The sequence below is a fragment of the Streptomyces sp. SID8374 genome (assembly GCF_009865135.1).
Classification (GTDB): Bacteria; Actinomycetota; Actinomycetes; order Streptomycetales; family Streptomycetaceae; genus Streptomyces.
Genome location: NZ_WWGH01000001.1, coordinates 242,230 through 265,467, shown reverse-complemented (window position 1 = coordinate 265,467; position 23,238 = coordinate 242,230). Strand labels below are relative to the sequence as shown.

The window sequence follows — 23,238 nt, the reverse complement described above, 5'->3', positions numbered from 1 at the left end:
CTTGGAAGGGTCTGAGTCTTCGATGACGGAACCGTCTGCTCCTCACGTTCTGCTCTCTCCCACCCACTTCGCCGATGTGCGCAGGCGCATCGGCGACTACAGCGACCGGACCGTCGCCGAGGCGTGCGCCATCGGGCTGGCGTACTGGGCGACGGGCAACGGCCCCGAAGGCATCGACCTCACCCCCGGGACCTCGTTCGCCGACGTCCTCGGCTGGGTCGACAACGGCGGTGGCGGAAGCCGGGGTTGGGAGGTCGGTACGGACGGAGTGAGCATCACGGTCCCCGACGGCGTCCAGGTGGCCGACGCGCAGCTCGCCCTGGACGATCTGGCCGACTTCCCGGACCGGCCCGTCGGCACCATCGGCCCCTCCAGCATCGCGGCACGGATCGAGACCCTGGCCGGCTGGAACGACAACCGCGCCGACCGCGTCCGCCCGACCGTCGTGGAGCTGTTCCGCGAACAGGCCCGCGCCAGGCCGGACGCCGTCGCCATCGTCGACGAGCACCGCACCCTGACCTACCGTGAGGCCGCCGAGAGGTCGGCGCAGCTGGCCCACCACCTGATCGGGCGCGGCCTCGGCTCCGAACAGGTCGTCGGGATCTCGCTCGGCCGCTCCGCCGAGATGGTCATCGGCCTCCTCGCCGTGCTCCAGGCCGGCGCCGCCTTCGTCCCCCTCGACCCGCAGTGGCCCGCCGCCCGCAGGGCCGTCGTCATCGAGGACGCCGGGGTCGTGCTCCAGCTCAACGGCTCGGGCGTGTCCGACGCACCCGAGCCGGACGCCGTCGCCGTCGACCTCGGCGACTGGGCGTTCGGCTCCCACCCCGTGGAGGCGCCCGAGACGGCCGTCCACCCCACCTCACTGGCGTACGTCATCTTCACCTCCGGCTCCACCGGCCGCCCCAAGGGCGCCATGATCCGCCACGAGGCGATCAGCGAGCGCCTGCTGTGGCAGCGGGAGGAGATCCTGCGGTTCGGCCACGACGACGCCTCGCTGTTCAAGGCGCCGCTCTCCTTCGACATCTCCATCAACGAGATCTTCCTGCCGCTGGTCTCCGGCGGCCGGCTGGTGATCCTGCGGCCCGGCGGCGAACGCGACCCGCACCACCTGCTGAGCGTCATCGCCGAGCAGCGCGTCACCTTCACCTACCTGGTCTCGTCCATGCTGGACGTCCTCCTGGAGATCGAGGCCGGATCCGGCCGCCTCGACAGCCTGCGCCACGTCTGGTGCGGCGGTGAGGTGCTGACCCCGGAGCTGTACGAGCGGTTCCGCACCCGCCTCGACATCCCCATGTACCACGGCTACGGCCCCGCCGAGACGACCATCGGCGTCTCGCACGTCATCTACCGGGGCGAGGCGGAACGCCTGTCGACCTCGATCGGCAAGGCCAACCCCAACACCCAGCTCTACGTCCTGGACGACGAACTGCGCCCGGTCCCGGTCGGCGTCGGCGGCGAACTGTACGTCGGCGGACTCCTCCTGGGACGCGGCTACGTCGGTGCGCCCGGCCTCACCGCCTCCCGGTTCGTCGCCAACCCCTTCGCCTCCGACGGCTCCCGGCTCTACCGGACCGGCGACCTGGCCCGGTTCGCCCCGGACGGCTCGCTGGACTTCCTCGGGCGGGCGGACAACCAGATCAAGATCCGCGGGATGCGGCTGGAGATCGAGGACGTCGAGGCCTCCCTCGCCGAGCACCCCCGCGTACGGCACACCTGTGTCGTCGCCCGGAAGAACAGCGCGGGCGGCACCTACCTGGTGGGGTACGTCATCCCCTCCTCCGGCAGCGAGGAGCTGACGGCCGACGAGGTCACGGCCTGGGCCACCGCCCACATGGTCGAGTACATGGTCCCGGCCCACCTCGTCGTCCTGACGGAGTTCCCGCTCACCGCCAACGGCAAGATCGACCGCGCCGCCCTGCCGGAACCCGCCCGGCCCACCGGCGGCCTCGTGGCGCCCGCCACCGAGAACGAGCGCCTGGTGTGCGCGGCGGTCGCATCGGTGCTGCGGGTGGAGGACATAGGCGTCGACCAGGACTTCTTCCAGCTCGGCGGCGACAGCATCCTGGCGATCTCCCTGCTCAGCGCCCTGCGCGAGGTGGGCCTCCATGTGACGGCACGCCAGATCTTCACCAACAGCACCGTCGGAGCACTGGCCGCCGTGGCGAGCCGCGACGACGTCTCCACCGTGGACCACGCCGACACCGCCACCGGCTCGGTGGTGGGATCACCCATCGTGCAGTGGCTCGGCGAGACCACCGACGCGGTCGACGGCTTCGTACAGTCGGTCGTCCTCAACACCCCGCCCGATCTGACCGCCGACGCTCTCACCACCGTCCTCACCGCCGTCCTCCACCGCCACGACATGCTCCGCGCCCGGCTGGTACGCGGCGAGCGCTGGAGCTTCGACATCCCGCCCGCCGGGACGGCCACCGTGGGATGGCAGGAGAGCGACGCCCCGCTGGAGGAGTGCGTCGAACGCGCCACCGAGGCACTCGACCCGGACAACGGTGTGATGCTGCGTGCCGTCTGGCGCCGCGCGGAACGCCAACTGGTCCTGGTCGCCCACCACGTGGTGATCGACGGCGTGTCCTGGCGGATCCTCATGGAGGACCTGGCCACGGCCTGGCGGCAGTACGCCTCGGGCGCGGACATCGAACTCCCGCCCGTCGGTACGTCGTTCAGGCGCTGGACCCAGCTCCTCGGGCGTGCGGACTTCGCCACGGACCGTACGTACTTCTCAAGCGCCCTGCCGGGGGAGGACGCGCCGATCGGCAGGCGCCCCCTCACCGAGGCCGACACCGTGGCCCGGGAGCGGACCCGGACGCTCTCCGTCGGACCCGAGGAGACGGCCGCACTGCTGGGCGAGGTCCCCGCCAGGTTCCACGCGGGCGTCAACGACGTCCTGCTGACCGCGCTGGCCGTCGCCCTCGCCCGCTGGCGGCGCGACCACGGGCAGGAACAGACCTTCGCCCACATCGAGTTGGAAGGACACGGCCGCGAGGGGCGGTTCGTGGCCGACGCGGTCGGCTTCGAGCCCGAACTGTCGCGTACCGTCGGCTGGTTCACCACCCTGTTCCCGGTGACCGTCGACCCCGGCGCCGCCCCCGACCTCACCGACCCCGCCTACCTCGCCGCCGCCCTCAAGGCGGTCAAGGAAGACCTCGCCCGGGTCCCGAGCAACGGACTCTCCTACGGCGCCCTGCGCTACCTCACCGACACCGGACCGACCACGCCCGCACCCCAGGTCCTCTTCAACTACCTGGGCCGCTTCGACGCGGGCTCCTCCGGGGAGTGGCAGCTCGCCGGCACCACAGGGCAGTTGGGCGAGAAGCGCGACCCCAGGATGCGCCTGCCGCGCGCCCTGGAGTTCAACGCCATCGCCGAACCCGACGCCGACGGCGCGTACCAGCTCGTCACCACCCTCTCGTGGCCCGAGGGCGTCTTCACCGACGAGGACACCGCCACGCTCGCCGCGTACTTCGGCGAGGCCCTGTCCGCCCTGGCCACGCTGGAGGAGGGCGGCCACACCCCCAGCGACTTCCCGCTGGTGCCACTGACCCAGGCCGACGTCGACGACCTCGAAAGCCCGGCGCTCCGCGACATCCTGCCGCTGACCCCGTTGCAGGAGGGCCTCTACTTCCACTCGGTCTTCGACGACGACGCCACGGGCAGCTACGTGGAGCAGCAACTCCTCACCCTGGACGGCGAGGTGGACGCCGACCGGCTCGCGGCGGCGGCCACCCGGCTGCTCGCGCTCCACCCCAACCTGGCCGCCCGCTTCACCGCCCTCGCCGACGGCCGGGTCGTCTCGGTCCTGGAGAGCGGCGTCCGGGCGCCCTTCACCACCCTGGACCGCCCCTCCATCACCGACGACGAGATCCGCGACCTCGCCGAGCGGGACCGCCGCGCCGGGTTCGACCTCGCCACCGGGCCCCTGATGCGCTACACCCTCATCCGCGCCGGAGTCGGCCGCACCGTCCTGGTGCAGACCGTGCACCACATCATCGCCGACGGCTGGTCGGTGCCGCCGATGCTCCGCGCCCTGCTGGCCGAGTACCACGCACCGGGCTCCGTGTACCCGATCGGCGGCTACCGCGACTACGTCGGCTGGCTCACCCGACAGGACCAGGACGAGAGCGACCGCGTATGGCGCGAGGAACTCGCCGACCTGCCCGGACCCTCCCTGGTCGCCGAAGACCACACCCCCTCCGAGCACTTCGCCGACATCGCGGCCGAGCCCGCCGAGGACATCGACATCGCCGCACGGTCGGCGGGCGTGCCCCTGAGCGTGGCCGTCCACAGCGCGTGGGCGGTGACGCTGGGAGGCATCCTGCACGGCCGGGACGTCGTCTTCGGCTCCACCGTCTCCGGGCGCGACGCCGAGGTCCCCGGCATCCGGGACATGGTGGGCCTCTTCATCAACACCATTCCCGTACGGGCCCGTTGGGCCGCCACCGACACCGCGTACGACCTGCTCACAGCGGTGAAGGAGCACCAGAGCGCGGTCCTGGCGCACCAGCATGTGTCGCTGGCGAGGATCGGCCGGCAGAGCGGCGCGGGCTCCCTCTTCGACACCCTGGTGGTCTTCGACGTCGCGACCGACGTGGACGCCCTGCGCCGCCCGGACGACACCCTCGCCGTCACCGGCATCGTCAACGAGGGGGCTCCGCATTACCCGTTGACGCTGGTCGTGGAGCGGGCACACGACGGCCGCCCGCGCTTCAACCTGATCTACGACGGGGAGCTGCTGCGGAGGGAGAGCGCCGAGGCGATCCTGCACACGTTCACCCGGACCCTCACCGAGCTGCTGAGCCGCCCGGACGCCCGGGTCGACGAACTGGCCCCCGCGACGGACAGGGCCCCCGAGCGGGTCGCACCGACGACCCTGGGCGCGCTGTTCGACACCGCCGCACAGCGCGACCCGGCGGCCACCGCCGTGACCCAGTGTGCCCTGGACGGCGGTACACGGTCCCTGGCGTACGGCGAACTGGCCACCGCCAAGGACACGTTGGCCTCCGCCCTGCGCGCGGCCGGAGTCCGCCCCGGGCAGCGGGTCGCCGTCGCCGTGCCGCGCTCCCTGGAGCAGGTCGTCGCCCTGGTCGCCGTCGTCACCGCCGGAGGCGCGTACGTGCCGCTGGACCTGGCGTACCCGGACGAGCGGCTGGAGTACATCCTCGCCGACTCCGCCCCGCAGGTCGTCCTCGTGGACCGGGACCAGCGCGACCGCTTCACCCGGCTGCTGGAGAGCGCCGGGGTGGAGGCCCGTGTACTCGTCCAGGGTGACGACCTCCCGCCGGCCGACACCGCCGCGCCCGAGGTGAGCCCGCAGGACGCGGCGTACGTCATCTACACCTCCGGCTCCACCGGCCGGCCCAAGGGCGTCGTCGTCCCGCACTCCGCCGTGGCCACGCTCCTCGCCAACACCCGGCCGGACATGGACTTCGGGCCGGACGACGTCTGGGTCCAGTTCCACTCCTTCTCCTTCGACTTCGCCGTCTGGGAGCTGTGGGGCGCCCTCGCGCACGGCGGCGAACTGCTGGTCCCCGACTACGCGTTGACCCGCTCGCCCGTCGACTTCCACCGGCTGGTCCGCGAGCGCGGGGTGACCGTGCTCAACCAGACCCCCTCGGCCTTCCACCAGTTCATCGAGGCCGACCTGCACGCCGACGAACCGGTCACCGCGCTGCGCCGCATCATCTTCGGCGGCGAGGCGCTGGACCTCGGGCGGCTGCGCGGCTGGGTGGAGCGGCACGGCACCGCCACGCCCGAGCTGGTCAACATGTACGGCATCACCGAGACCACCGTCCACGTCACCCACCGGGTGCTGACCGACGAGGACTTCGCCCGGGGCGGCGACATCAGCCCGATCGGCGGCCCCATCCCCGGTCTGGCCACCTATCTGCTGGACGACCGGCTGCGGCCGGTCCCGCCGGGCCGGGTGGGCGCCATCTACGTCGCGGGCGACCAGGTCTCCCTCGGCTATCTGGGCCGACCGGCGCTCACCGCGAGCCGCTTCGTGGCCGACCCGTTCGCGGGCGACGGCTCCCGGATGTACCACACGGGCGACCTCGCCCGCCGGACCCTCGACGGGGAGCTGGAGTTCGCGGGCCGCGCCGACGACCAGGTGCAGCTGAAGGGGTTCCGGGTCGAACTCGGCGAAGTCGAGGGAGCCGTCAGGGAGTTGGACGGTGTCGTCGATGTGGCCGTCACCGTGGCGGAGAGCGGCGACCACCTCGTCGCGCACATCGTGGGCCAGGCGCCCGCCGATCTCACCGCCCTGCTCTCCGCCAAGCTGCCCGTCCACATGGTGCCGGGCCGCGTGCTGCCGGTCGACGCGCTGCCGCTGACGGTCAACGGCAAGCTGGACCGCCAGGCGCTCACCGAGCGGGCCGCGCAAGAGGACGGCCCGCACCACGAGCAGGCCACCAGCGGCTCCGACGCCCTCACCGCACTGACCGACATCTTCGCCGGGACGCTGACCGGCGCCACCGTGGACGCCGACACCGACTTCTTCGGCGCCGGGGGCGACAGCATCATCGCCATCACCGTGGTCAACCGGGCCCGCGCGCTCGGCCTGCCGATCGCGCCCCGGGACGTGTTCCTCCGCAAGACCCCGCGCGCCCTCGCCGACCACCTGGCCACCCGCGCCCCGCAGACCGCACCGGCACCCCTCACCCGCCGTGCGGACGGCCCGCTGCCGCTCACCCCGATCATCCTGCGCCGACGGGAACTGGGCGGCTCGCTCGCCCGGTTCGCCCAGGCCAGGGCCCTGGAGGTCGCCGACGGCACGGGCCTCGCCGACATCCGGCGCGCCGCGAACGCCGTGGTGGCCGCACACCCGGCGCTCCGGCTGCGGCTAGGGACCGAGCACGGCGTCTGGACCCTGCGCACCGAACCCGCCCGCGAGACCACCGTCGCCACCCCGGACACCACCGACGCGACGGCCGCCGCGAACGAGGCCGCCGGACGGCTGGACCCGGAGGCCGGGGACGTCATCGCCTTCTCCTGGCTGGCGGCGACCCGCACCCTGGTCGTCACCGTCCACCACCTCGCCGTCGACGCGGTGTCCTGGCTGATCCTCCTGGACGACCTGGCCACCGCACTGACCGGCGCCGCCCTGCCCCCGCCGACCACGTCGTACGCGGAGTACGCCGAGGCCCTCGCCGTACGGTCGGCGGAGTCGGCGGACGGCCTCGGCCACTGGATCACCGCCCTCCAGGCCCCGCCCCTGGTGCCCACGCCGACGGACACGCCCACAGAGCTGCGCGAGACCACCGCCGTACTCCCGCCCGACGTCAGCGACCTCGTCACCCGTACCGCCCCCGCCGCCCTCGGCACCGGCCTCACCGAGCTGCTCTGCGGCGCCCTGCGCACCGCGCTGACCCATATCCAGCCCACCCCCACCGACCTCGCGATCGACCTGGAGCGCCACGGCCGCGTCCCGGCCGAGGAGCACCACGACTACACCCGTACCGTCGGCTGGTTCACCTCCATCGCCCCCGTGCGGCTCACCCCGCACACCGACCCCGTCGCCGCGGCCCGCGAGATCGCCGACCGCCAGCCCGACGAGGAGGGGCACGTCGCCTACGGCCGGCTCCGGTACCTCAACCCGCAGACGGCCCCCCTCCTGACCGCCCGCCCCCAGGTGCTCTTCAACTACCTGGGCAGGGGCGGCGAGTCGGAGGCCCTGAGGATCACCGGTGGCGGCGAGGGCGACAGCCCGTACGCCGTCGAGGTCAACGCCTGGACCGACGAGGCCACCGGCAGCCTGCACGCCGCCTTCACCCTCGCCGCGGGCATACCCGACACGCTCACCGACCACTGGCTCACCGCCCTGACGCAGATCGGGAACGCCTCCGCCACCGCCGAGCGCACCGCACCGGTCACCCCCCTCCAGCGCGGCCTCTTCTTCCAGGCCCAGATGGCGGGCGCGGCCGGGCACTACGTCGCGCAGAGCTGGTTCACCTTCGACCGGCGCCTGGACACCGACGCACTGGCCGAGGCGATGGCGTACGTCATCACCCGCCACCCGGTCGTCGGCGCGGGCTTCACCACCGACGACGACGGCAACCCGGTCCAGCTCCTCAAGGCGGGCCGCCGGGTCGCCGTCCGCACGGTGGAGCTGGCCACGGACGCCGAGGTGGAGGCCCTGCGCACCCGGGACCGCGAGAGCGGCTTCGACCCGGGCGAGCCGCCGCTGATCCGGCTGACCGTGGTGCGGCTGCCCGACGGCCGGGACGGGCTGCTGCTCAGCTACCACCTGCTGCTCTGGGACGGCTGGTCCCGCGAGATCCTGCTGCGCGACCTCTTCGACGCGTACGAGGCCGTCGTCGCGGGCGAGCCGTGGGACGCCGCCCCGGCCGTGCCGGGCTTCGAGGAGTACGCCCGCGAGCTGGCCGCCAAGGACCCCGCCGTGGCGGAACGCTTCTGGGCGGACCACCTGGCCGGCCTGTCCGGGCCGACGCTGCTCGCCGGACCGGCCCCGGACCTGAGCGAGGAGCTGCCGCAGCCGCTGGTGCACACGCTCTCCGCCGAGCTGACGGAGCTGCTGCGGGAAGCCGCCCGGGTCCACGGTGTCACCCTGAACTCGGTGCTGACCGGCGCGTTCGGCCTCCTGCTCGGGGCCCGCACCGGCCGCAGCGACGCCGTCTTCGGCGTGACCGTCTCGGGCCGGGAGGGCGAGGGGCACGGCGACATCGTCGGCGTACTGCTGAACACCGTGCCCATGTGGACGCGGGCACGGCCGGAGGAGACGGTCGGCGCGTATCTGTCGGCCGTGCAGGCGGCCCGGGTGGCTGCGATGGACCACGAGCACCTGGGACTCGGCGAGATCCAGCGGGCCAGCGGGCACGACACCCTGTTCGACAACCTCTTCGTGCTCCAGAACTTCCTGGACCTGGACGCCTTCGCCGCGATGAACGCCCGCCACGGCATCACCTCCGTCCGGGCGGACGACTCGACGCACTACCCGTACACCTGGGTCGTCACCCCCGGCGACCGGCTCACCGTCAAGCTGGAGCACCGCCACGGCGACCCCGAGGCCGCCCGCCGCCTCCTCGACGACTACCTGCGGGTGCTCGAAGACGTGGCGCGGTCGACCGGGCCGATGGGGAGGCTGCGGGGGCTGGGACCGGACCCCGAGCCCGCCGAACGTACCGACATCGGTACGGACACCGTCGTCGACCGCTTCGACCTGGCGGCCGACCGGCACCCGGAGCGGATCGCGCTCGTGGCCGACGGTGCGACGATGACCTTCGCCCAACTCCGGGACCGCAGCCGGGCCGTGGCGGGTGTGCTCGCCGGGCGGGGGATCGGTCCGGAGACGGCCGTGGGCCTCGCGATCCCGCGCTCCCTCGACTGGATCGCCGCGCTCTTCGCCGTACTGCGGGTCGGTGCCGCCTACGTACCGCTGGAGCTGGACCACCCGGACGAGCGGATCGCGACCATCGTCGAGGACGCGCGGCCCGAGGTGATCCTCACGGTGAGCAGCGTGTCGCCCCGGCTGAGCGGTGAGCTGATCGAACTGGACCGCCCGCTGCCGGAGGCCGAGCCGTACGTCACCTTCGCCCCCGGCGACCCGGACCGGCTGCGGCACCCCGCGTACACGATCTACACCTCCGGATCGACCGGCAAGCCCAAGGGTGTGGTCACCGAGTACGCCGGGCTCACCAACATGCTGATCAACCATCAGCGCCGGATCTTCGAGCCTGTCCTCGCCGAGCACGGCCACCGCACCTTCCGCATCGCGCACACCGTATCGTTCGCCTTCGACATGTCCTGGGAAGAGCTGCTCTGGCTCGCCGACGGCCATGAAGTCCACATCTGCGACGAGGAGTTGCGCCGCGACGCGCCCCGGCTCGTCGAATACTGCGGCGAGCACGCGATCGACGTCATCAACGTGACCCCGACCTACGCCCAGCAGCTGATCGCCGAAGGGCTGCTGGACAACCCGCGACAGCGGCCGCCGCTGGTCCTGTTGGGCGGCGAGGCCGTCACCCCGACGCTCTGGCAGCGGCTCGCCGAGACCGAGGGCACGGTCGGCTACAACCTGTACGGGCCCACCGAGTACACCATCAACACCCTCGGCGTCGGCACCTTCGAATGCCAGGACCCGGTGGTGGGCGTGGCCATCGACAACACCGAGGTGTACGTCCTCGACCCCTGGCTGCGACCGCTGCCCGACGGGGCCCCGGGCGAGCTGTACGTGGCGGGCGTCGGCATCGCCCGCGGCTATCTGGGGCAGAGCGCCCAGACCGCGCACCGGTTCGTCGCCTGCCCGTTCGGCGCCCCCGGCGAGCGTATGTACCGCACCGGGGACCTGGTGGTCCGCCGGCCGGACGGGAACATCGTCTACCTGGGCCGCACCGACCAGCAGGTCAAGATCCGCGGCCACCGGGTCGAACTGGGCGAGGTGGAGGCCGTCTTCGCCGCCCATCCGGCGGTGCGGTTCGTCGCCGCGGTCGCCCAGCCCGACCCGCAGGTCGACGGCGCCTACCGGCTGGCCGCCTATCTCGTGCTCGAAGGCGCGGAGTTGGCCCAGGTCGCCGGTGAAGTCAGCGCCGGGCTGCCGGACTTCCTCCGCCCGACGCACTTCGCCCAGGTCGACAGCATCCCGCTGACCGTGAACGGGAAGGCTGACACCAAGGCGCTGCCCGAGGCCCGGCCGCTCGGTGCGCTGACCACGGCGGGGGAGCGCGGACCGGCGACGGAGACCGAGACCGTGGTCTGCGAGTTCTTCGCCGAGGCACTGGACCTGGACGACGACGAGGTGAGCGCGGTGAGCGACTTCGTGTCCCTCGGAGGACACTCCATGCTGGCGGTCCGGCTGATCGGGCTGCTCCGCCGCGAGTACGGTCCAGTGGTCACCATCCGTGATCTGTTCACCCTGCGCACCCCGGAAGCGATCGCCCGCCACCTCGATGAGAACTGACACCCCTTGATGAAAACTGACACGCAGCGGCCCCGCCCGGGCGCCGCCATCCTGCGGACCGCTCTGCGCCGCAACATCGGCGCCATGATCGCGGGCACCGTCCTCATGGGCCTGTACCAGGCGGCGGAGACCGCGTTCCCCATCGCGCTCGGGTTGATCGTCGAACACACGATGCAGGACCGCAGCCTCGGCTCGCTCGGGGTGTCGATCGGCTCGCTCGCCGTGATCATCACGACGGTCTCGCTGTCGTGGCGGTTCGGCATGCGGGTGCTCCAGAAGGCCAACACGACCGAGGCGCACCGCTGGCGCGTCCAGGTCGCGGCCTGCGGGCTCCAGCCGGTGGCCAGGGACGTGGACGGCCTGAAGTCCGGCGAGATCCTCACCATCGCCACCGAGGACGCCGACCAGACCGCCGACATCATCGAGGTGGTGCCGCTGCTGGTCAGCTCCCTGGTCGCGGTGGTCGTCGCGGCGGTCGCGCTGAGCCTGGCCGACATAAGGCTCGGCCTGCTGGTGATCGTGGGGACCGTCGGCATCCTGTCGATCCTCGCGGTCATGTCCAAGCGGATCGGCTCCAGCACCCAGGAGCAGCAGGCCAAGGTGGCGCGGGCCGGGGCCAAGGTCGCCGACCTCATCATCGGCCTGCGCCCGCTCCACGGCTTCGGCGGCAACCACGCCGCGTTCGGCTCCTACCGCAAGGTCAGCACCGACGCCAAGCGCCAGGCGATCACCGTCGCCAAGGTGAACGGCGCCTACGCGGGCACCGCGCTGGCCCTGAACGCGGTCCTCGCCGCCGCCGTCTCCCTGACGGCGGGCTGGCTGGCGTTCGGCGGCCAGATCTCCATCGGTGAACTGGTCATGGCCGTGGGCCTCGCGCAGTTCATCATGGAACCGCTGAAGATGTTCTCGGAGATGCCCAAGTACGTGATGATCGCGCGCGCCTCCGCCGAGCGCATGGCCTTGGTGCTCTCCGCCCCGCCGGTGGCGACCCCGGGCCCCGAACGCCCGTCCCCGGGCGGCGATCTGGAGATCGAAGGTGTCCGGCACGGCACCCTGCAAGGGGTGAAGTTCCAGGTCGCCGCAGGGGAGTTCGTGGCGATCGCCCCCTACCAGCCGCGTGCGGCGGCCGACCTCGTCGCGGTGCTCGCCGTGAACGTCGCGCCGCCCGCGTACGAGGGAGTGGTGCGGCTCGGCGGGCAGGAGCTGGCGGACCTGTCGGTCGAGGCGGTCCGGGAGCACATGCTGGTGAATCCGTACGACGCGGAGATCTTCGGCGGCACCCTGCGGACCAACATCGACCCGTCGGGCACCAGCCGTACGCTCCCCGAGGCCGTCGAGGCGTCCATGCTGACCGACGTCGTCGCCCTCCACCGCGACGGCCTCGACTACGCGGTCCGCGACCGGGGGGCCAACCTCTCCGGAGGGCAGCGCCAACGGCTGTCGCTGGCGCGGGCGTTGGCCGCCGACACCGACGTACTGGTGCTGCACAACCCGACGACCGCCGTCGACGCGGTCACCGAGCAGCTCATCGCCCGCAACATCGCCAAGCTGCGGCGAGGCCGGACCACGCTCGTGATCACCAGCAGCCCGGCGCTCCTGGACGCGGCCGACCGGGTGCTCGTCCTGGACGAGGGGATCATCACCGCCGAGGACACCCACCGCAACCTGCTCGCGGGCGACGAGGCGTACTGCCTGGCCGTGGCCCGGTGAGCCACCGGCGGGGGCGGTCGCCGCCCCCGCCGGTGCTCAGCCCAGCGCCCAGGCGACATCCCTCAGCAGGGCCTGCCGCCAGCCCGCCCGGTCGTGGTCCGAGGCGGACCGCGAGACCCGCACGGCCGCACCGGCCCGCTCGGTGAGCGACTCGGCCAGCTCGCAGTGCGGCAGCATCCCCGTCTCGTGCTCGCCCACGTCGAACGCGCAGCGCAGCCGGGACAAGTCGGCACCCTCGCGCAGGAGTTCCGCGATCGTCCCGCCGACAGGGCCGCCCAGCGGGTCCGCCGACCCCTCGGCGCCCGGAGTCCACCAGAACGACCCCGACTGACAGGCGATACGGGAGACCAGCTCCGGGAACTTGAGCGCCGCGTACAGCGCGCTCAGCCCGCCCAGGCTCTGCCCCGCCACCACCAGCCGGTCCAGGTCCGCCCGTACGCCCGACCCGGCCACCAGCGGCAGCAGCTCGTCCCGCACCGCCTCCCACAGCCCGGGCGCGCACCCGAACTCCGCCGAGCGGTCCTTGGCCGGGAGGAAGACCAGCGTGACGGGTTCCATCTCGCCTGCGGCCACGGCGGACGCGAAGGCGTTCATCGCCGGGTGGAGGTAGAGCCAGTCGTCCCCGTCCAGCAGCAGGACCACCGGCCCGCCGCCCGCGACCGGATGGACACCCACGGTCCGCCGCCCGCCGAGCCGCTCGCTGCGCCAGCGCAGCCGGGTGTCCGGGAGGGGCAGGATGTCGTCGGGGCCGACGGCCGGCCAGTGCGGCTGGGGCGGTGCGTCCGGGGTGGCGGCGATGGAGCGGTCGCCGCCCGCCCCGACCGGGTTGAGGGGGTCCGCGCAGGCCTCGCCGTCCACGAGGAACCGGTAGGTCACCCGCAGCCGCGCGGGCATGGGCACCTCGGCGTACCAGCAGTCCGTCTCCGCCCACCGCCGCAGGGACAGGGGCCCCGACCAGCTCTCGAAGTCGAGGTCGGCCGGAGACCCCCGCCACAGGAACAGCGTCACCCAGCCGTCGTCGGCGGGAACCGGCAGGGGCGCCCGGGCCGCCTCCCAGAACGGGTCGGTGCCGGGCTTGCCGGGAAGGCCGAACGAGGCGAAAGGGCTCTCCGCGTCGGCCGCGGGACCGGGTCCGGGGCCGGTCATGGCCGGCCCCGGAGGTCGAGGGCCGGGTGCCGGATGAGCAGGCGCATGAACATCTCCTGGTGGGAGGGGAGGGGCTCGCCCTGGGTAAGGCGAGCCTAACCCGGCGATCTTCACGCTTCCAGGGGTCCACCGCATCGCGAACTCCCCGTGGCCGAGGAGAGGTACGTCCCCGGCTCCGCACTGCGAGCCGTACGGGCCCTCGCTAGCGTGGATGGTGCAGAGCCCCGCCCCGACGAGCAGAAGGACCTCACGATGGACCGACCCCCGCATGCGGCGAGAGGCGACATCGGCCGACGCGTCGCGGCGCGGCGCCTCCAGCTGGACCTGTCCCGGCAGGACGTGGCCCTGCGGGCGGGCGCCGCACCCGGCTACATCCAGTACGTGGAGGAGCAGTCCGCCACCCCCGGCATCGGCTTCCTGCTCCGGCTCGCCGACGCCCTGGAGACCACCGTCCAGGAGCTGACCGGCGGGACCGTGGACCTGCCGGGCGGGCTCGGCCGGGCGGCCCGTGAGGCCCGGATGGTCGAACTCGACGAGACCGAATGCCGGGCCCTGCTCGGTGACCACGGCGTGGGGCGGGTGGCGCTGAACGACGGCGACGGGCCCGTCGTGCTGCCGGTGAACTACCAGGTGCTCGACGGTGAGGTCATGTTCAGCACGGGAAACCGCTCCCCGCTCGCCGGAGCCGACGGCACGGAGATCGCCTTCGAGACCGACCACATCGACGATGCCTTCAGCAAGGGCTGGAGCGTGCTGCTCGTGGGAACCGTCCGCACCGTCGAGGACGAGGACGAAGCGCGCCGGCTCAGGGAGACGGCGTATTCAAGCCCCTGGGCCGGTGAGGGACGTGACCGCGTCATGATCCTCGCGCCCCGCCGCCTCACCGGTCGCCGGATCATCGTGGACGACGCACCGGGCGAGGCCGGCTGAACCGGTGACACCGGGCCGGGGCCACTGAACAGGACGTACGGATAGACGACGTACGGCTCACTCGAAGGGCACGACCGCGACCGGGGCCGGGCTGTGATGGATCACGGCGTGGGCGACATGGCCCAGGTGCGGGCCCACCGGGGAGCGCCGGCTGCGCCGCCCCACGACCAGCAGCCCGGCGCTCCGGGACGCGTCGACGAGCTCGGCCGCCGCGGGCCCGACCGACACCCGCTCGGTCACCCGGACCGCCGGGAACTTCGACCGCCAGGGCCGGAGCATCTCGGCCAGCCCATCGGCTGCCTTCCGGCCGAGGCCGCTGCCGACGCCCGGGTCCAGGATCGCCGTGTATCCGAAGGCCGGGGACGGCGACCAGCTGTGCAGGACCCGCAGCTCCACGTCCCTGCGGGCGGCCTCGCCGAAGGCGAAGGCGAGCAGCGGGTCGCACGGGGAGTCGATGTCGACCCCCAGCACGATGCCCGAGCCCGCGCCGTCGGCACCCGCAGCGGAGGCGGGCGGACCGGCGGCGGGCGACCGTACGAGCACCACCGGCCGCCGGGCCCGGCCGACGACGGCGAGCGACACCGAGCCGATCAGGAAGCCGACGACCCCGCCGAGCCCCCGCGACCCCAGCACGGTCACCTCGGACTCGTTCGCGGCGGCGGTCAGCTCGGCCGGGGCCCTCCCGCGCGCCATCTCGGTGGTCACATCGAGGCCGGGACGCTCGCTCCGGACCCGGTCGGCGGTGGCGCGCAGCAGGGTCTCGTACCGCTCCACCAGCGATTCGGCGGAGAGCACCGGCACCTCCGCCGTGACCGGCCACTCCTCCACATGGATGAGGCGCAGCCCGACACCCAGCAGCGAGGCCTCCTCCGCGGCCCACAGCGCCGCCGCCAGGCTCTCGGGGGACTCGTCCATTCCGACGGTGACATGCGCGGTCATGGCCAGGCCTCCTCGGTGTACGGGCTCCGATGCGGAACCCTGCGTCCAGCCTCCTCGCGGCGGCGCCCGCCGGGCGAGGGGCCGAGAGGGCCGGATCGGGGCCGAAGGGCCCATGCGTGGCGGCGGTGCCCCGGTGCGACCGTGGAGGGGTAGCCCCCGGCCACCCCGAGCCCCGGGCCACCCCCGAGGAGGAGCCATGACCAGCGACCTTCCCGACCCCGCGGAACTCGGCCCCGTCGTCGTCGGAGTCGACGCGTCCCCGCAGGCGCGGGCAGCGGCCCTGTGGGCCGCCGCCGAGGCGGACCTGCGCGGGCAGCCGCTCGGCATCGTCCACGCCGCCGACCTGGAGGGGCGTTCCGTCCTCACGTCGGCCGAGACCCTCCAGGCCCTGCGGGACACGGCACGCGACCTGCTCGCCGAGACCGCCGACGTGGTACGGGAGAAGTACCCGGACCTGATCGTGACGAAGGAGCTCAGCCGTGGCGACGCGGTGGCCGGACTGCGCGAGGCGGCCGGCGACCGGGGCACGATCGTGGTGGGCAGCAGGGGGCTCGGCGGCTTCGCCGCACTGACGCTCGGTTCCGTCGGACTGGGGGTGGCCGGGCGCACCGAGGTGCCGGTGGTGGTCGTACGGGGAGAGCCCGACCGGCCGGCGGCCGGGGTGGTCACGGCGGCCGTGAACGGCACGTCCGACCTCGACTGGCTGCTGATCGCCGCCGCGGAGGCGCAGGTCCGCAAGGCGTCGCTGCGGCTGCTGAGCGTAAGCAACGTGCTGGCCTACGTCGGCAGGTTCACCACCATGCTGGACAGCATCGGGGAGGTCACCGAGGAGAAGGTGCACGAGACGGCCGCCGTGGCCGAGCGGATACGCACGGCTTACCCCGGCCTCACCGTCACCCACGACGTCGAGACCGGGACCAGTGTGCCGGGCATCCTCGTCGAGGCCACCGCCCTCACCGACCTGCTGGTCATGGGCGCCCGGCGCCGGGTGATCGGGTCCGGGACCGCGCTGGGCCGGGTGACCCACGCGCTGCTGCACCACGGGCACTGCCCGGTCCAGATCATTCCGCCGGGTTACGCGGGGTCCGGCGACGGCGGCAGCTGAACCACGACGAAGCCCCGGACCACGGTGGTCCGGGGCTTCGCGATGCCGACGCCCCGTGGCCCGTCACTCCACGGTCAGGACCTCGTCGACCGGCCGGCGCGGGGTGGCGACACCCCGGGGCCCGTACCCGAACCGGAACACCATGTGCACGAAGCCGGTCGGGGAGCCGGGTTCGCGGGTCAGCGAGCGGAGTTCGGGCCACTCCAGGGGCTGCGACATCAGCGAGGTCGACAGCCCGTCGAGGGTGGCTTGCAGGAGTACGCGCTCCATGGCCTGCCCCGCCCGCAGCCAGTCGGCCGGGGAGTCGTCCAGCGTGCCCAACAGCGCGATCTGCGGCCGCTCCTCGAAGGCGGCGACGGCCCGGCCCGGCAGGTCGCGCGGCGCGTCGAAGTCCCGTGCGGGGGCGGTCACCCCGTACTGGCGGGGGCCGAGCGCGTACGACGGGATGCCCTCGGTGGCAGGCCCCTCACCGGTCTTGCCCGTACGGGTCCAGGAGGCGATCTCCTCGCGCAGCGCGGCATCGGCCGACTCGAAGAGTTCGGCGTCGCGCACCAGGTCCAGGACGGCCTCCGAGTGCCAGGTCCCCGGCACGATCAGCCGGCACCCCTCCAGGAGGGCGGCGCCACGGAGCCCGTCGACGATCTCCTGCGGAATCCGCTCGTCGGAGAAGGGGAAGCGGCTGGTGTGGCGCTGCCGCAGGGCGGGGTACAGCTCCGCCGGACCCGGTTCCGCCGGGTCGGGCTCCTGGAGCACGACATCGGCCAGGTGCCAGGGGTCGCGGGGGTCGGGGAGCAGCTCGGTGGCGGCGTCCCACCCGTGCTCGGCGGCGGAGACCCGCAGGTTGAACAGGGCGGCACCGCATCCCAGGTGCAGCCCGCGCCCGTCCGGGTCTCCGGCGGGCAGCGAGCGCGACGGGTCGCCGTACAGGGCGAGCGAACGGGTGCCCGCGCGGTGGACGAACCTCCAGGGCTGGGCGTTGTGCATGGACGGTGCGGTGACGGCATCCTCGACCAGCGAGGTCACGGTCTCCACGAGCTGCTCTGTGGTGGGCATGGCTTCCTCTCCGGTGCTCCCTCGGCTCCAGCTTCCGCCGGGACCGCCCGGCACGGGGAGGGGCCGAACGGCCCTGCCCCCGGACCGACCGGGGTCCCTTTCCGCCCCCTGCGGCCCCTCACCGCCGCCACATCCCGATGCCAGTCTCGGAGGAGAGCCAGGCTTCGGACAACAGGAGGACCCCCTTATGAGCGGTACGGCGAGTGGCCAGGACATCGTGGTCGGTGTCGACCCCCGTGCGGACTGGCATCCGGCCGTCGGCTGGGCGGCGGACGAGGCCCGTCTCCACGGGCTCGGGCTGCGGCTCGTCGTCGCCGTCCCGCCGCTCCACGAGCCCCGGCGCCCCGGCGACGCCCCGCGCCACCGGGAGGCCGAGGACGCCGCCGTACAGGCACTGGCTGCCGCCACGGCCTGGGCACGGGAGCGGCAGCCGGGCCTGCGGACCACCGCCTCGCGCCTCGAAGGGCTCCCGGCGCCGGTCCTGGCGGGCCTGACGCGCGAGGCCCGCATGGTGGTGCTCGGCTCCCGGCACCTGGGCCGGCTGGAGGAGTTCCTCAGCGCCGGCTCGCTGGTCGTCCCGGTCACCGCGCAGGCGCACTGCCCCGTGGCCGTCGTGGGCGGGACCGGAGGCAGCGCCGAGCAGCCTCCGTACCTGGTGGTCGGCGTCGACGGCAGCGAGCCGTCCAAGGCGGCGCTCGCCCTGGCGTTCGAGGAGGCCGGTGTACGGGGCTGCGCCCTGCGCGCGGTTGCGGTGTGGCAGCCGCCGGTGTTCTCGTTGCGCAGGGGTGACACCCCGCTGGAGGACGAGCGCCGTCTGCTGGCCGAGACCGTGGCGGGGTGGGCCGAGAAGTATTCCGACGTCCGGCTGGACCACGAGGTGGTGACCGGATCCCCGGTCGAGGCGCTGGCGGAGGCCGCCGAGCACGCGGTCGCCCTCGTGGTGGGCCGCCGGGGCCGGGGCGGCTATACGGGGATGCGCCTGGGCTCCGTCGTCCACGGGCTGCTGCACCGCGCCCCCTGCCCGGTGATCACGGTCCCGGCCGTGGCGGAGCGCTGACCGCACCCCCACGGTGGCGCGGCCATGATCACGAACGCCTCGACATGAGCGGGCGCGGTGCGGCGGCTACGTTGGGAGGAGCGGACACCAGCGGTCCGCGCCCTCGACGCCGTCGGAGGTATCCATGGGCGGCGACGGCCGTGAGACCGAACGGGCCAGGCTCCCGCGCCTGAGACTCGACGAACTCCTCGACGAGCTCCAGGGCCGTATCGACGAGGCCCGGGGAACCCGCGACCGGCTCAACGGCCTGCTGGAGGCCGTCATGTCGGTGGGGCGGGAACTCGCCCTTCCCCAGGTGCTCCGGGGGATCGTCGAGGCGGCGGTCGTGCTCGTCGACGCGGAGTACGGGGCGCTGGGCGTGATCGGCGACGACCAGAAGCTCGCCGAGTTCCTCCCCATCGGCATCAGCGACGAGGTACGGGAACAGATCGGCGACCTCCCCTCCGGCCACGGCATCCTCGGCGAGCTGATCCGGCACCCGGAGCCCCTGCGGCTGGGCGAGCTCTCGGCCCACCCGACCTCGTACGGCTTCCCGCCCCACCATCCGCCGATGCACTCGTTCCTCGGCGTGCCCATCAGGGTCCGCGAGGAGGTGTTCGGCAACCTCTACCTCACCGAGAAGCGCGGCGGGGCCGACTTCGACGCGGAGGACGAGGCCGTCGTCTCCACGCTGGCGGTCGCGGCGGGCATCGCCATCGAGAACGCCCGCCTCTACGAGGAGGGGCGGCTGCGGGAGCGGTGGCTCGCCGCCAGCTCCGACTTCACCAGCGCGCTGCTCTCCGGCTCGGCGGAACCGGAGGTCCTGGAGGGGATGCTGGCCCGGGCCGTGGACATCGCCGGCGCCGACCTGGGCGTCTTCCACCTCGTGGAGCCGGACGGTGAGCTGAGCGGATCGCTCGCCCAGGGGGAGGGGGCCGAGGCCCATCGCGGCCTGGCGCTGCCGACCACCCGGGGCACCCTCGCCGGTGCCACGCTCGCCGCCGACGCCCTCATCACCGTCCCCGACGTGGGCAACGATCCCCGGATCACCGTACGGCCCGAGCGCTGGGAGGGGTTCGGCCCGGCGGTGGCCGTCGTCGTGGGGACCAAGGAGAAGCTGAGCGGGGTCCTCATCCTCGCCCGGCTCCAGGGCGGGGCCCCCTTCGCAGGCCCGGAGATCGCCTCGCTGCCGGGGTTCGCCGGGCAGGCCGCGCTGGCGCTCGAACTGGCCGAGCGCCGCCGTGCCGCCGAGCAGGTGAGCCTGCTGGAGGACCGTGACCGGATCGCCCGTGACCTCCACGACCTCGCGATCCAGCGGCTGTTCGCCACCGGGATGACCCTCCAGAGCGCCCGCCCGTTCGTCGACCACCCGGAGGCGGCCGAGCGGCTGGGCCGGGCGATCGACGACCTCGACACCACCATCAAGATCATCCGCTCCACCATCTTCGGCCTCCGCGAGCACGAGCCGACCGGAGCCGCCCCCAAGCTCCGGAACAGGGTCGTCGAGGCGGTGGACACCGCCGCGCCCGCCCTGGGGTTCCCTCCCGCGCTGCGGATGGAGGGGCTGATCGACACGGACGTGCCGCAGGACGTGGCCGACCAGGTGATCGCGGTGATCGTGGAGGCCCTGAGCAACACCGCCCGGCACGCGGGGGCGCGGGAGGCGGAGGTGTCGGTCGTCGCCGACGCAGGTGTGCTGACGGTGACCGCGACCGACGACGGCGCGGGCCTCCCTCCCGGCGCCCGGGGCAGCGGCCTGCGGAACCTGACCGAACGGGCCGAACGGCTGGGCGGCACCTTCTCCGTCGAGAGCGGCCCGGCCCCGCGCGGCGGCACCGTACTGGAGTGGCGGGTCCCGCTGCCCACGGGGCGCGGGGGAGGGGCGTACCGGGGGGCGGGGTGACCGCGCCGTCCCCGCCGGCAGCCCGGCCGGACGCCGGGGTGACCGCGCCCTCTCACTTCGTGCGCCGCCCGGGCCGGACGTCAGGTGATCGCTGTCCAGGCCGGACGCCCGGGTGCCCCGCCTCACCCCGTCAGCCGCCCGGGCCCCCTCACCCCTCCTGCTGCCCGTGCTCCCGCACCTCCGTCGCGATGACGGCCGCCTGGACCCGGCGCTCCACCCCGAGCTTCCCCAGCAGCCGGGAGATGTGGTTCTTGACGGTCTTCTCGGAGAGGTAGAGCCGCTCGGCGATCTGCCGGTTGGTCAGCCCCTCGCCGATGAGGTCCAGCACGGAACGCTCCCGTTCGGAGAGGACCGACAGCCGCTCGTCCTCCACGGGACCTGCGGGCTCCGGCGCGCGCAGGGTGCGCATGAGCCGGGCCGTGGTCGCCGGGTCCAGCATCGACTGGCCCGTCGCCACCGTCCGTACGGCCGACACGAGGTCCGACCCGTTGATCTGCTTCAGTACGTACCCGGCCGCCCCGGCCATGATCGCGTCCAGCAGGGCGTCCTCGTCGTCGAAGGACGTCAGCATCAGACAGGCCAGCCCCGGCATCCGGGAGTGCAGCTCACGGCAGACCGTGATGCCGTCCCCGTCGGGCAACCGCACATCGAGTACCGCGACATCGGGCCGGAGCGCGGGCCCCCGGGCGAGCGCCTGGGCGGCGGTGGACGCCTCCCCGACGACCTCCAGACCGGGCTCGGCCCCCAGCAGGTCGTGCAGCCCCCGGCGTACGACTTCGTGGTCGTCCAGCAGGAAGACCCGGATCGGCGCCCCGGCTGCTGCGGTCGGTGTGCCGGACATGTGCGGCCCCCGGTGGTCGGTCGGCTCTCAGGGCTTTCGGCCAGGGCTCTCGTAGGGGTCGGGCCCCGGCTCTCGTCCTACCCGCATTGTCCCAGGGGCGCGGCCCAAGGGCCCCCTGGATCCGTTTTCCGCTGGTCAGTGCGGGTGGCGGAAGGGGTTGGCGTAGGCTTGCCAGCCTGACTGGACAGACCTGCCCACCCGTGCGCGCGCAGTTGCGGTGGGGTGACTACGGAGGTTCGCGTACATGCCGAGCAGCAGTCGTACGGCACTGGTCGAGGACCTGATGGGGCGTTTCCCCGAGGTGCCCCGGGAAGCCGTCATCAAGGAGGACCTGCTGCGCGGCGGCATGGCCTTCGACGAGTCCGCGCTCAGCGGATCGGTCGGCGGAGCCACCGGTGACGTGAAGCCGAAGTCGTACTTCATCTTCTCCTTCGACCACCGCACCCTGCCCGAGCTCGGCGCCGCCGCGCTCAACCGGCCGCCCGAGGAGGTCGTGCTCACCGGCGGCCCCTACGGACTGCGCCGCACCGTCGTGTCCGTGCGGGTCAACCCCGACTCCCCGTACGTCGTGCGCGGCGGCGAGGACGGGTCGCTCGGCCTCTACCTGGACGGGGCGCGGATCGCGGACGTCGGGCTTCCGCCGATGCCGGAGTACTACCGACACCAGCTGTCCAACGGCAAGTCGGTGATGGAGGTCGCCCCGACCATCCAGTGGGGCTACCTCATCTATCTGACGGTCTTCCGGGTCTGCCAGTATTTCGGCGCCAAGGAGGAGTGCCAGTTCTGCGACATCAACCACAACTGGCGCCAGCACAAGGCGGCCGGCCGCCCGTACACCGGAGTCAAGCCGGTCGAGGAGGTGCTGGAGGCCCTGGAGATCATCGACCGGTACGACACCGCGGGCGTCTCCCGCGCCTACACCCTCACCGGCGGATCGATCACCTCCCAGGTCGCCGGGCGTGACGAGGCCGACTTCTACGGGCACTACGCCAAGGCCATCGAGGAGCGCTTCCCCGGCCGCTGGACCGGCAAGGTGGTGGCGCAGGCGCTGCCCCGCGAGGACGTGCAGCGCTTCCACGACTACGGCATCCGGATCTACCACCCCAACTTCGAGGTGTGGGACCGCCGGCTTTTCCAGCTGCACTGCCCGGGCAAGGAGCGGTACGTCGGCCGCGACGAGTGGCACCGCCGGATCCTGGACTCCGCCGAGGTGTTCGGGCCGCGCAACGTCATCCCCAACTTCGTCGCGGGCATCGAGATGGCCGAGCCGTTCGGCTTCACCAAGGTGAGCGAGGCCATCGACTCGACCACCGAGGGGCTGCGGTTCTTCATGTCCAACGGGGTCGTGCCGCGCTTCACCACCTGGTGCCCCGAGCCCACCACCCCGCTCGGCAAGGCCAACCCGCTGGGCGCGCCGCTGGAGTACCACATCCGCCTCCTCCAGGCGTACCGCGCGACGCTGGAGGAGTTCGGGCTCAACTCCCCGCCCGGCTACGGTCCCGCAGGCCCCGGCCGCGCCGTCTTCTCGGTCAGCTCCTTCATGGACAGCCTCGAAGGCCTGGAGGAGGAGCCCGCCGTCTGAAGATCGCCGGGGAACGGGCACCGTTCCCCGGGATCGGGCACGATCCGGGCGCGCACACCGGCA

At 73.2% G+C, this 23,238-nt stretch carries 11 protein-coding genes; 7 read left to right on the top strand and 4 right to left on the bottom strand.

From position 1 onward, the window contains the following. The first annotated feature begins 22 nt into the window (after positions 1 to 22). Both GTY67_RS01105 and GTY67_RS01100 read left to right on the top strand, forming a co-directional pair. On the top strand, positions 23 to 10,930 hold the full coding sequence (locus GTY67_RS01105; protein WP_161277456.1) for a non-ribosomal peptide synthetase: 10,908 nt from the start codon (positions 23 to 25) through the stop codon (positions 10,928 to 10,930). 9 nt (positions 10,931 to 10,939) lie between these two features. Then, on the top strand, positions 10,940 to 12,640 hold the full coding sequence (locus GTY67_RS01100; RefSeq protein WP_161277455.1) for an ABC transporter ATP-binding protein: 1,701 nt from the start codon (positions 10,940 to 10,942) through the stop codon (positions 12,638 to 12,640). 36 nt (positions 12,641 to 12,676) lie between these two features. Here the strand turns inward: GTY67_RS01100 and GTY67_RS01095 are convergent, their stop codons facing one another. After that, entirely contained in the window at positions 12,677 to 13,786 is a 1,110-nt protein-coding gene (locus GTY67_RS01095; protein ID WP_161277454.1) for an alpha/beta hydrolase-fold protein, read from the bottom strand. 252 nt (positions 13,787 to 14,038) lie between these two features. Here GTY67_RS01095 and GTY67_RS01090 point away from each other — a divergent pair, with 252 nt between their 5' ends. Beyond that, positions 14,039 to 14,716: a pyridoxamine 5'-phosphate oxidase family protein gene (locus tag GTY67_RS01090; protein WP_161277453.1), complete on the top strand. Its 678-nt coding sequence runs from the start codon at positions 14,039 to 14,041 to the stop codon at positions 14,714 to 14,716. Positions 14,717 to 14,773: 57 nt separating this feature from the next. Here the strand turns inward: GTY67_RS01090 and GTY67_RS01085 are convergent, their stop codons facing one another. After that, positions 14,774 to 15,655, bottom strand: coding sequence for a universal stress protein (locus GTY67_RS01085; RefSeq protein WP_093694312.1), 882 nt, complete (start codon positions 15,653 to 15,655; stop codon positions 14,774 to 14,776). 196 nt (positions 15,656 to 15,851) lie between these two features. Here GTY67_RS01085 and GTY67_RS01080 point away from each other — a divergent pair, with 196 nt between their 5' ends. After that, on the top strand, positions 15,852 to 16,760 hold the full coding sequence (locus tag GTY67_RS01080; RefSeq protein WP_161277452.1) for a universal stress protein: 909 nt from the start codon (positions 15,852 to 15,854) through the stop codon (positions 16,758 to 16,760). Between the two features lie 63 nt (positions 16,761 to 16,823). Here the strand turns inward: GTY67_RS01080 and GTY67_RS01075 are convergent, their stop codons facing one another. Beyond that, positions 16,824 to 17,813, bottom strand: coding sequence for a nitroreductase family protein (locus tag GTY67_RS01075; RefSeq protein WP_161277451.1), 990 nt, complete (start codon positions 17,811 to 17,813; stop codon positions 16,824 to 16,826). Positions 17,814 to 18,000: 187 nt separating this feature from the next. Here GTY67_RS01075 and GTY67_RS01070 point away from each other — a divergent pair, with 187 nt between their 5' ends. Both GTY67_RS01070 and GTY67_RS01065 read left to right on the top strand, forming a co-directional pair. Further along, entirely contained in the window at positions 18,001 to 18,870 is an 870-nt protein-coding gene (locus GTY67_RS01070; protein WP_161277450.1) for a universal stress protein, read from the top strand. Positions 18,871 to 18,994: 124 nt separating this feature from the next. Then, positions 18,995 to 20,752 (top strand): GAF domain-containing sensor histidine kinase, encoded by a 1,758-nt coding sequence (locus tag GTY67_RS01065; protein ID WP_093694316.1) that lies wholly within the window; start codon positions 18,995 to 18,997, stop codon positions 20,750 to 20,752. Between the two features lie 148 nt (positions 20,753 to 20,900). On the opposite strand, the gene GTY67_RS01060 is transcribed toward GTY67_RS01065, so the two are convergent. Continuing rightward, positions 20,901 to 21,593, bottom strand: coding sequence for a response regulator transcription factor (locus GTY67_RS01060; RefSeq protein WP_161277449.1), 693 nt, complete (start codon positions 21,591 to 21,593; stop codon positions 20,901 to 20,903). 244 nt (positions 21,594 to 21,837) lie between these two features. On the opposite strand from GTY67_RS01060, the gene GTY67_RS01055 reads away from it, so the two are divergent. Continuing rightward, positions 21,838 to 23,175: a radical SAM protein gene (locus GTY67_RS01055; RefSeq protein ID WP_093694318.1), complete on the top strand. Its 1,338-nt coding sequence runs from the start codon at positions 21,838 to 21,840 to the stop codon at positions 23,173 to 23,175. The last annotated feature ends 63 nt before the right edge of the window (positions 23,176 to 23,238 follow it).

Coding starts and splice junctions, on each gene's coding strand:
- GTY67_RS01105 (WP_161277456.1), top strand. CDS start 23: ATGACGGAACCGTCTGCTCCTCACGTTCTGCTCTCTCCCACCCACTTC.
- GTY67_RS01100 (WP_161277455.1), top strand. CDS start 10,940: ATGAAAACTGACACGCAGCGGCCCCGCCCGGGCGCCGCCATCCTGCGG.
- GTY67_RS01095 (WP_161277454.1), bottom strand. CDS start 13,786: ATGACCGGCCCCGGACCCGGTCCCGCGGCCGACGCGGAGAGCCCTTTC.
- GTY67_RS01090 (WP_161277453.1), top strand. CDS start 14,039: ATGGACCGACCCCCGCATGCGGCGAGAGGCGACATCGGCCGACGCGTC.
- GTY67_RS01085 (WP_093694312.1), bottom strand. CDS start 15,655: ATGACCGCGCATGTCACCGTCGGAATGGACGAGTCCCCCGAGAGCCTG.
- GTY67_RS01080 (WP_161277452.1), top strand. CDS start 15,852: ATGACCAGCGACCTTCCCGACCCCGCGGAACTCGGCCCCGTCGTCGTC.
- GTY67_RS01075 (WP_161277451.1), bottom strand. CDS start 17,813: ATGCCCACCACAGAGCAGCTCGTGGAGACCGTGACCTCGCTGGTCGAG.
- GTY67_RS01070 (WP_161277450.1), top strand. CDS start 18,001: ATGAGCGGTACGGCGAGTGGCCAGGACATCGTGGTCGGTGTCGACCCC.
- GTY67_RS01065 (WP_093694316.1), top strand. CDS start 18,995: ATGGGCGGCGACGGCCGTGAGACCGAACGGGCCAGGCTCCCGCGCCTG.
- GTY67_RS01060 (WP_161277449.1), bottom strand. CDS start 21,593: ATGTCCGGCACACCGACCGCAGCAGCCGGGGCGCCGATCCGGGTCTTC.
- GTY67_RS01055 (WP_093694318.1), top strand. CDS start 21,838: ATGCCGAGCAGCAGTCGTACGGCACTGGTCGAGGACCTGATGGGGCGT.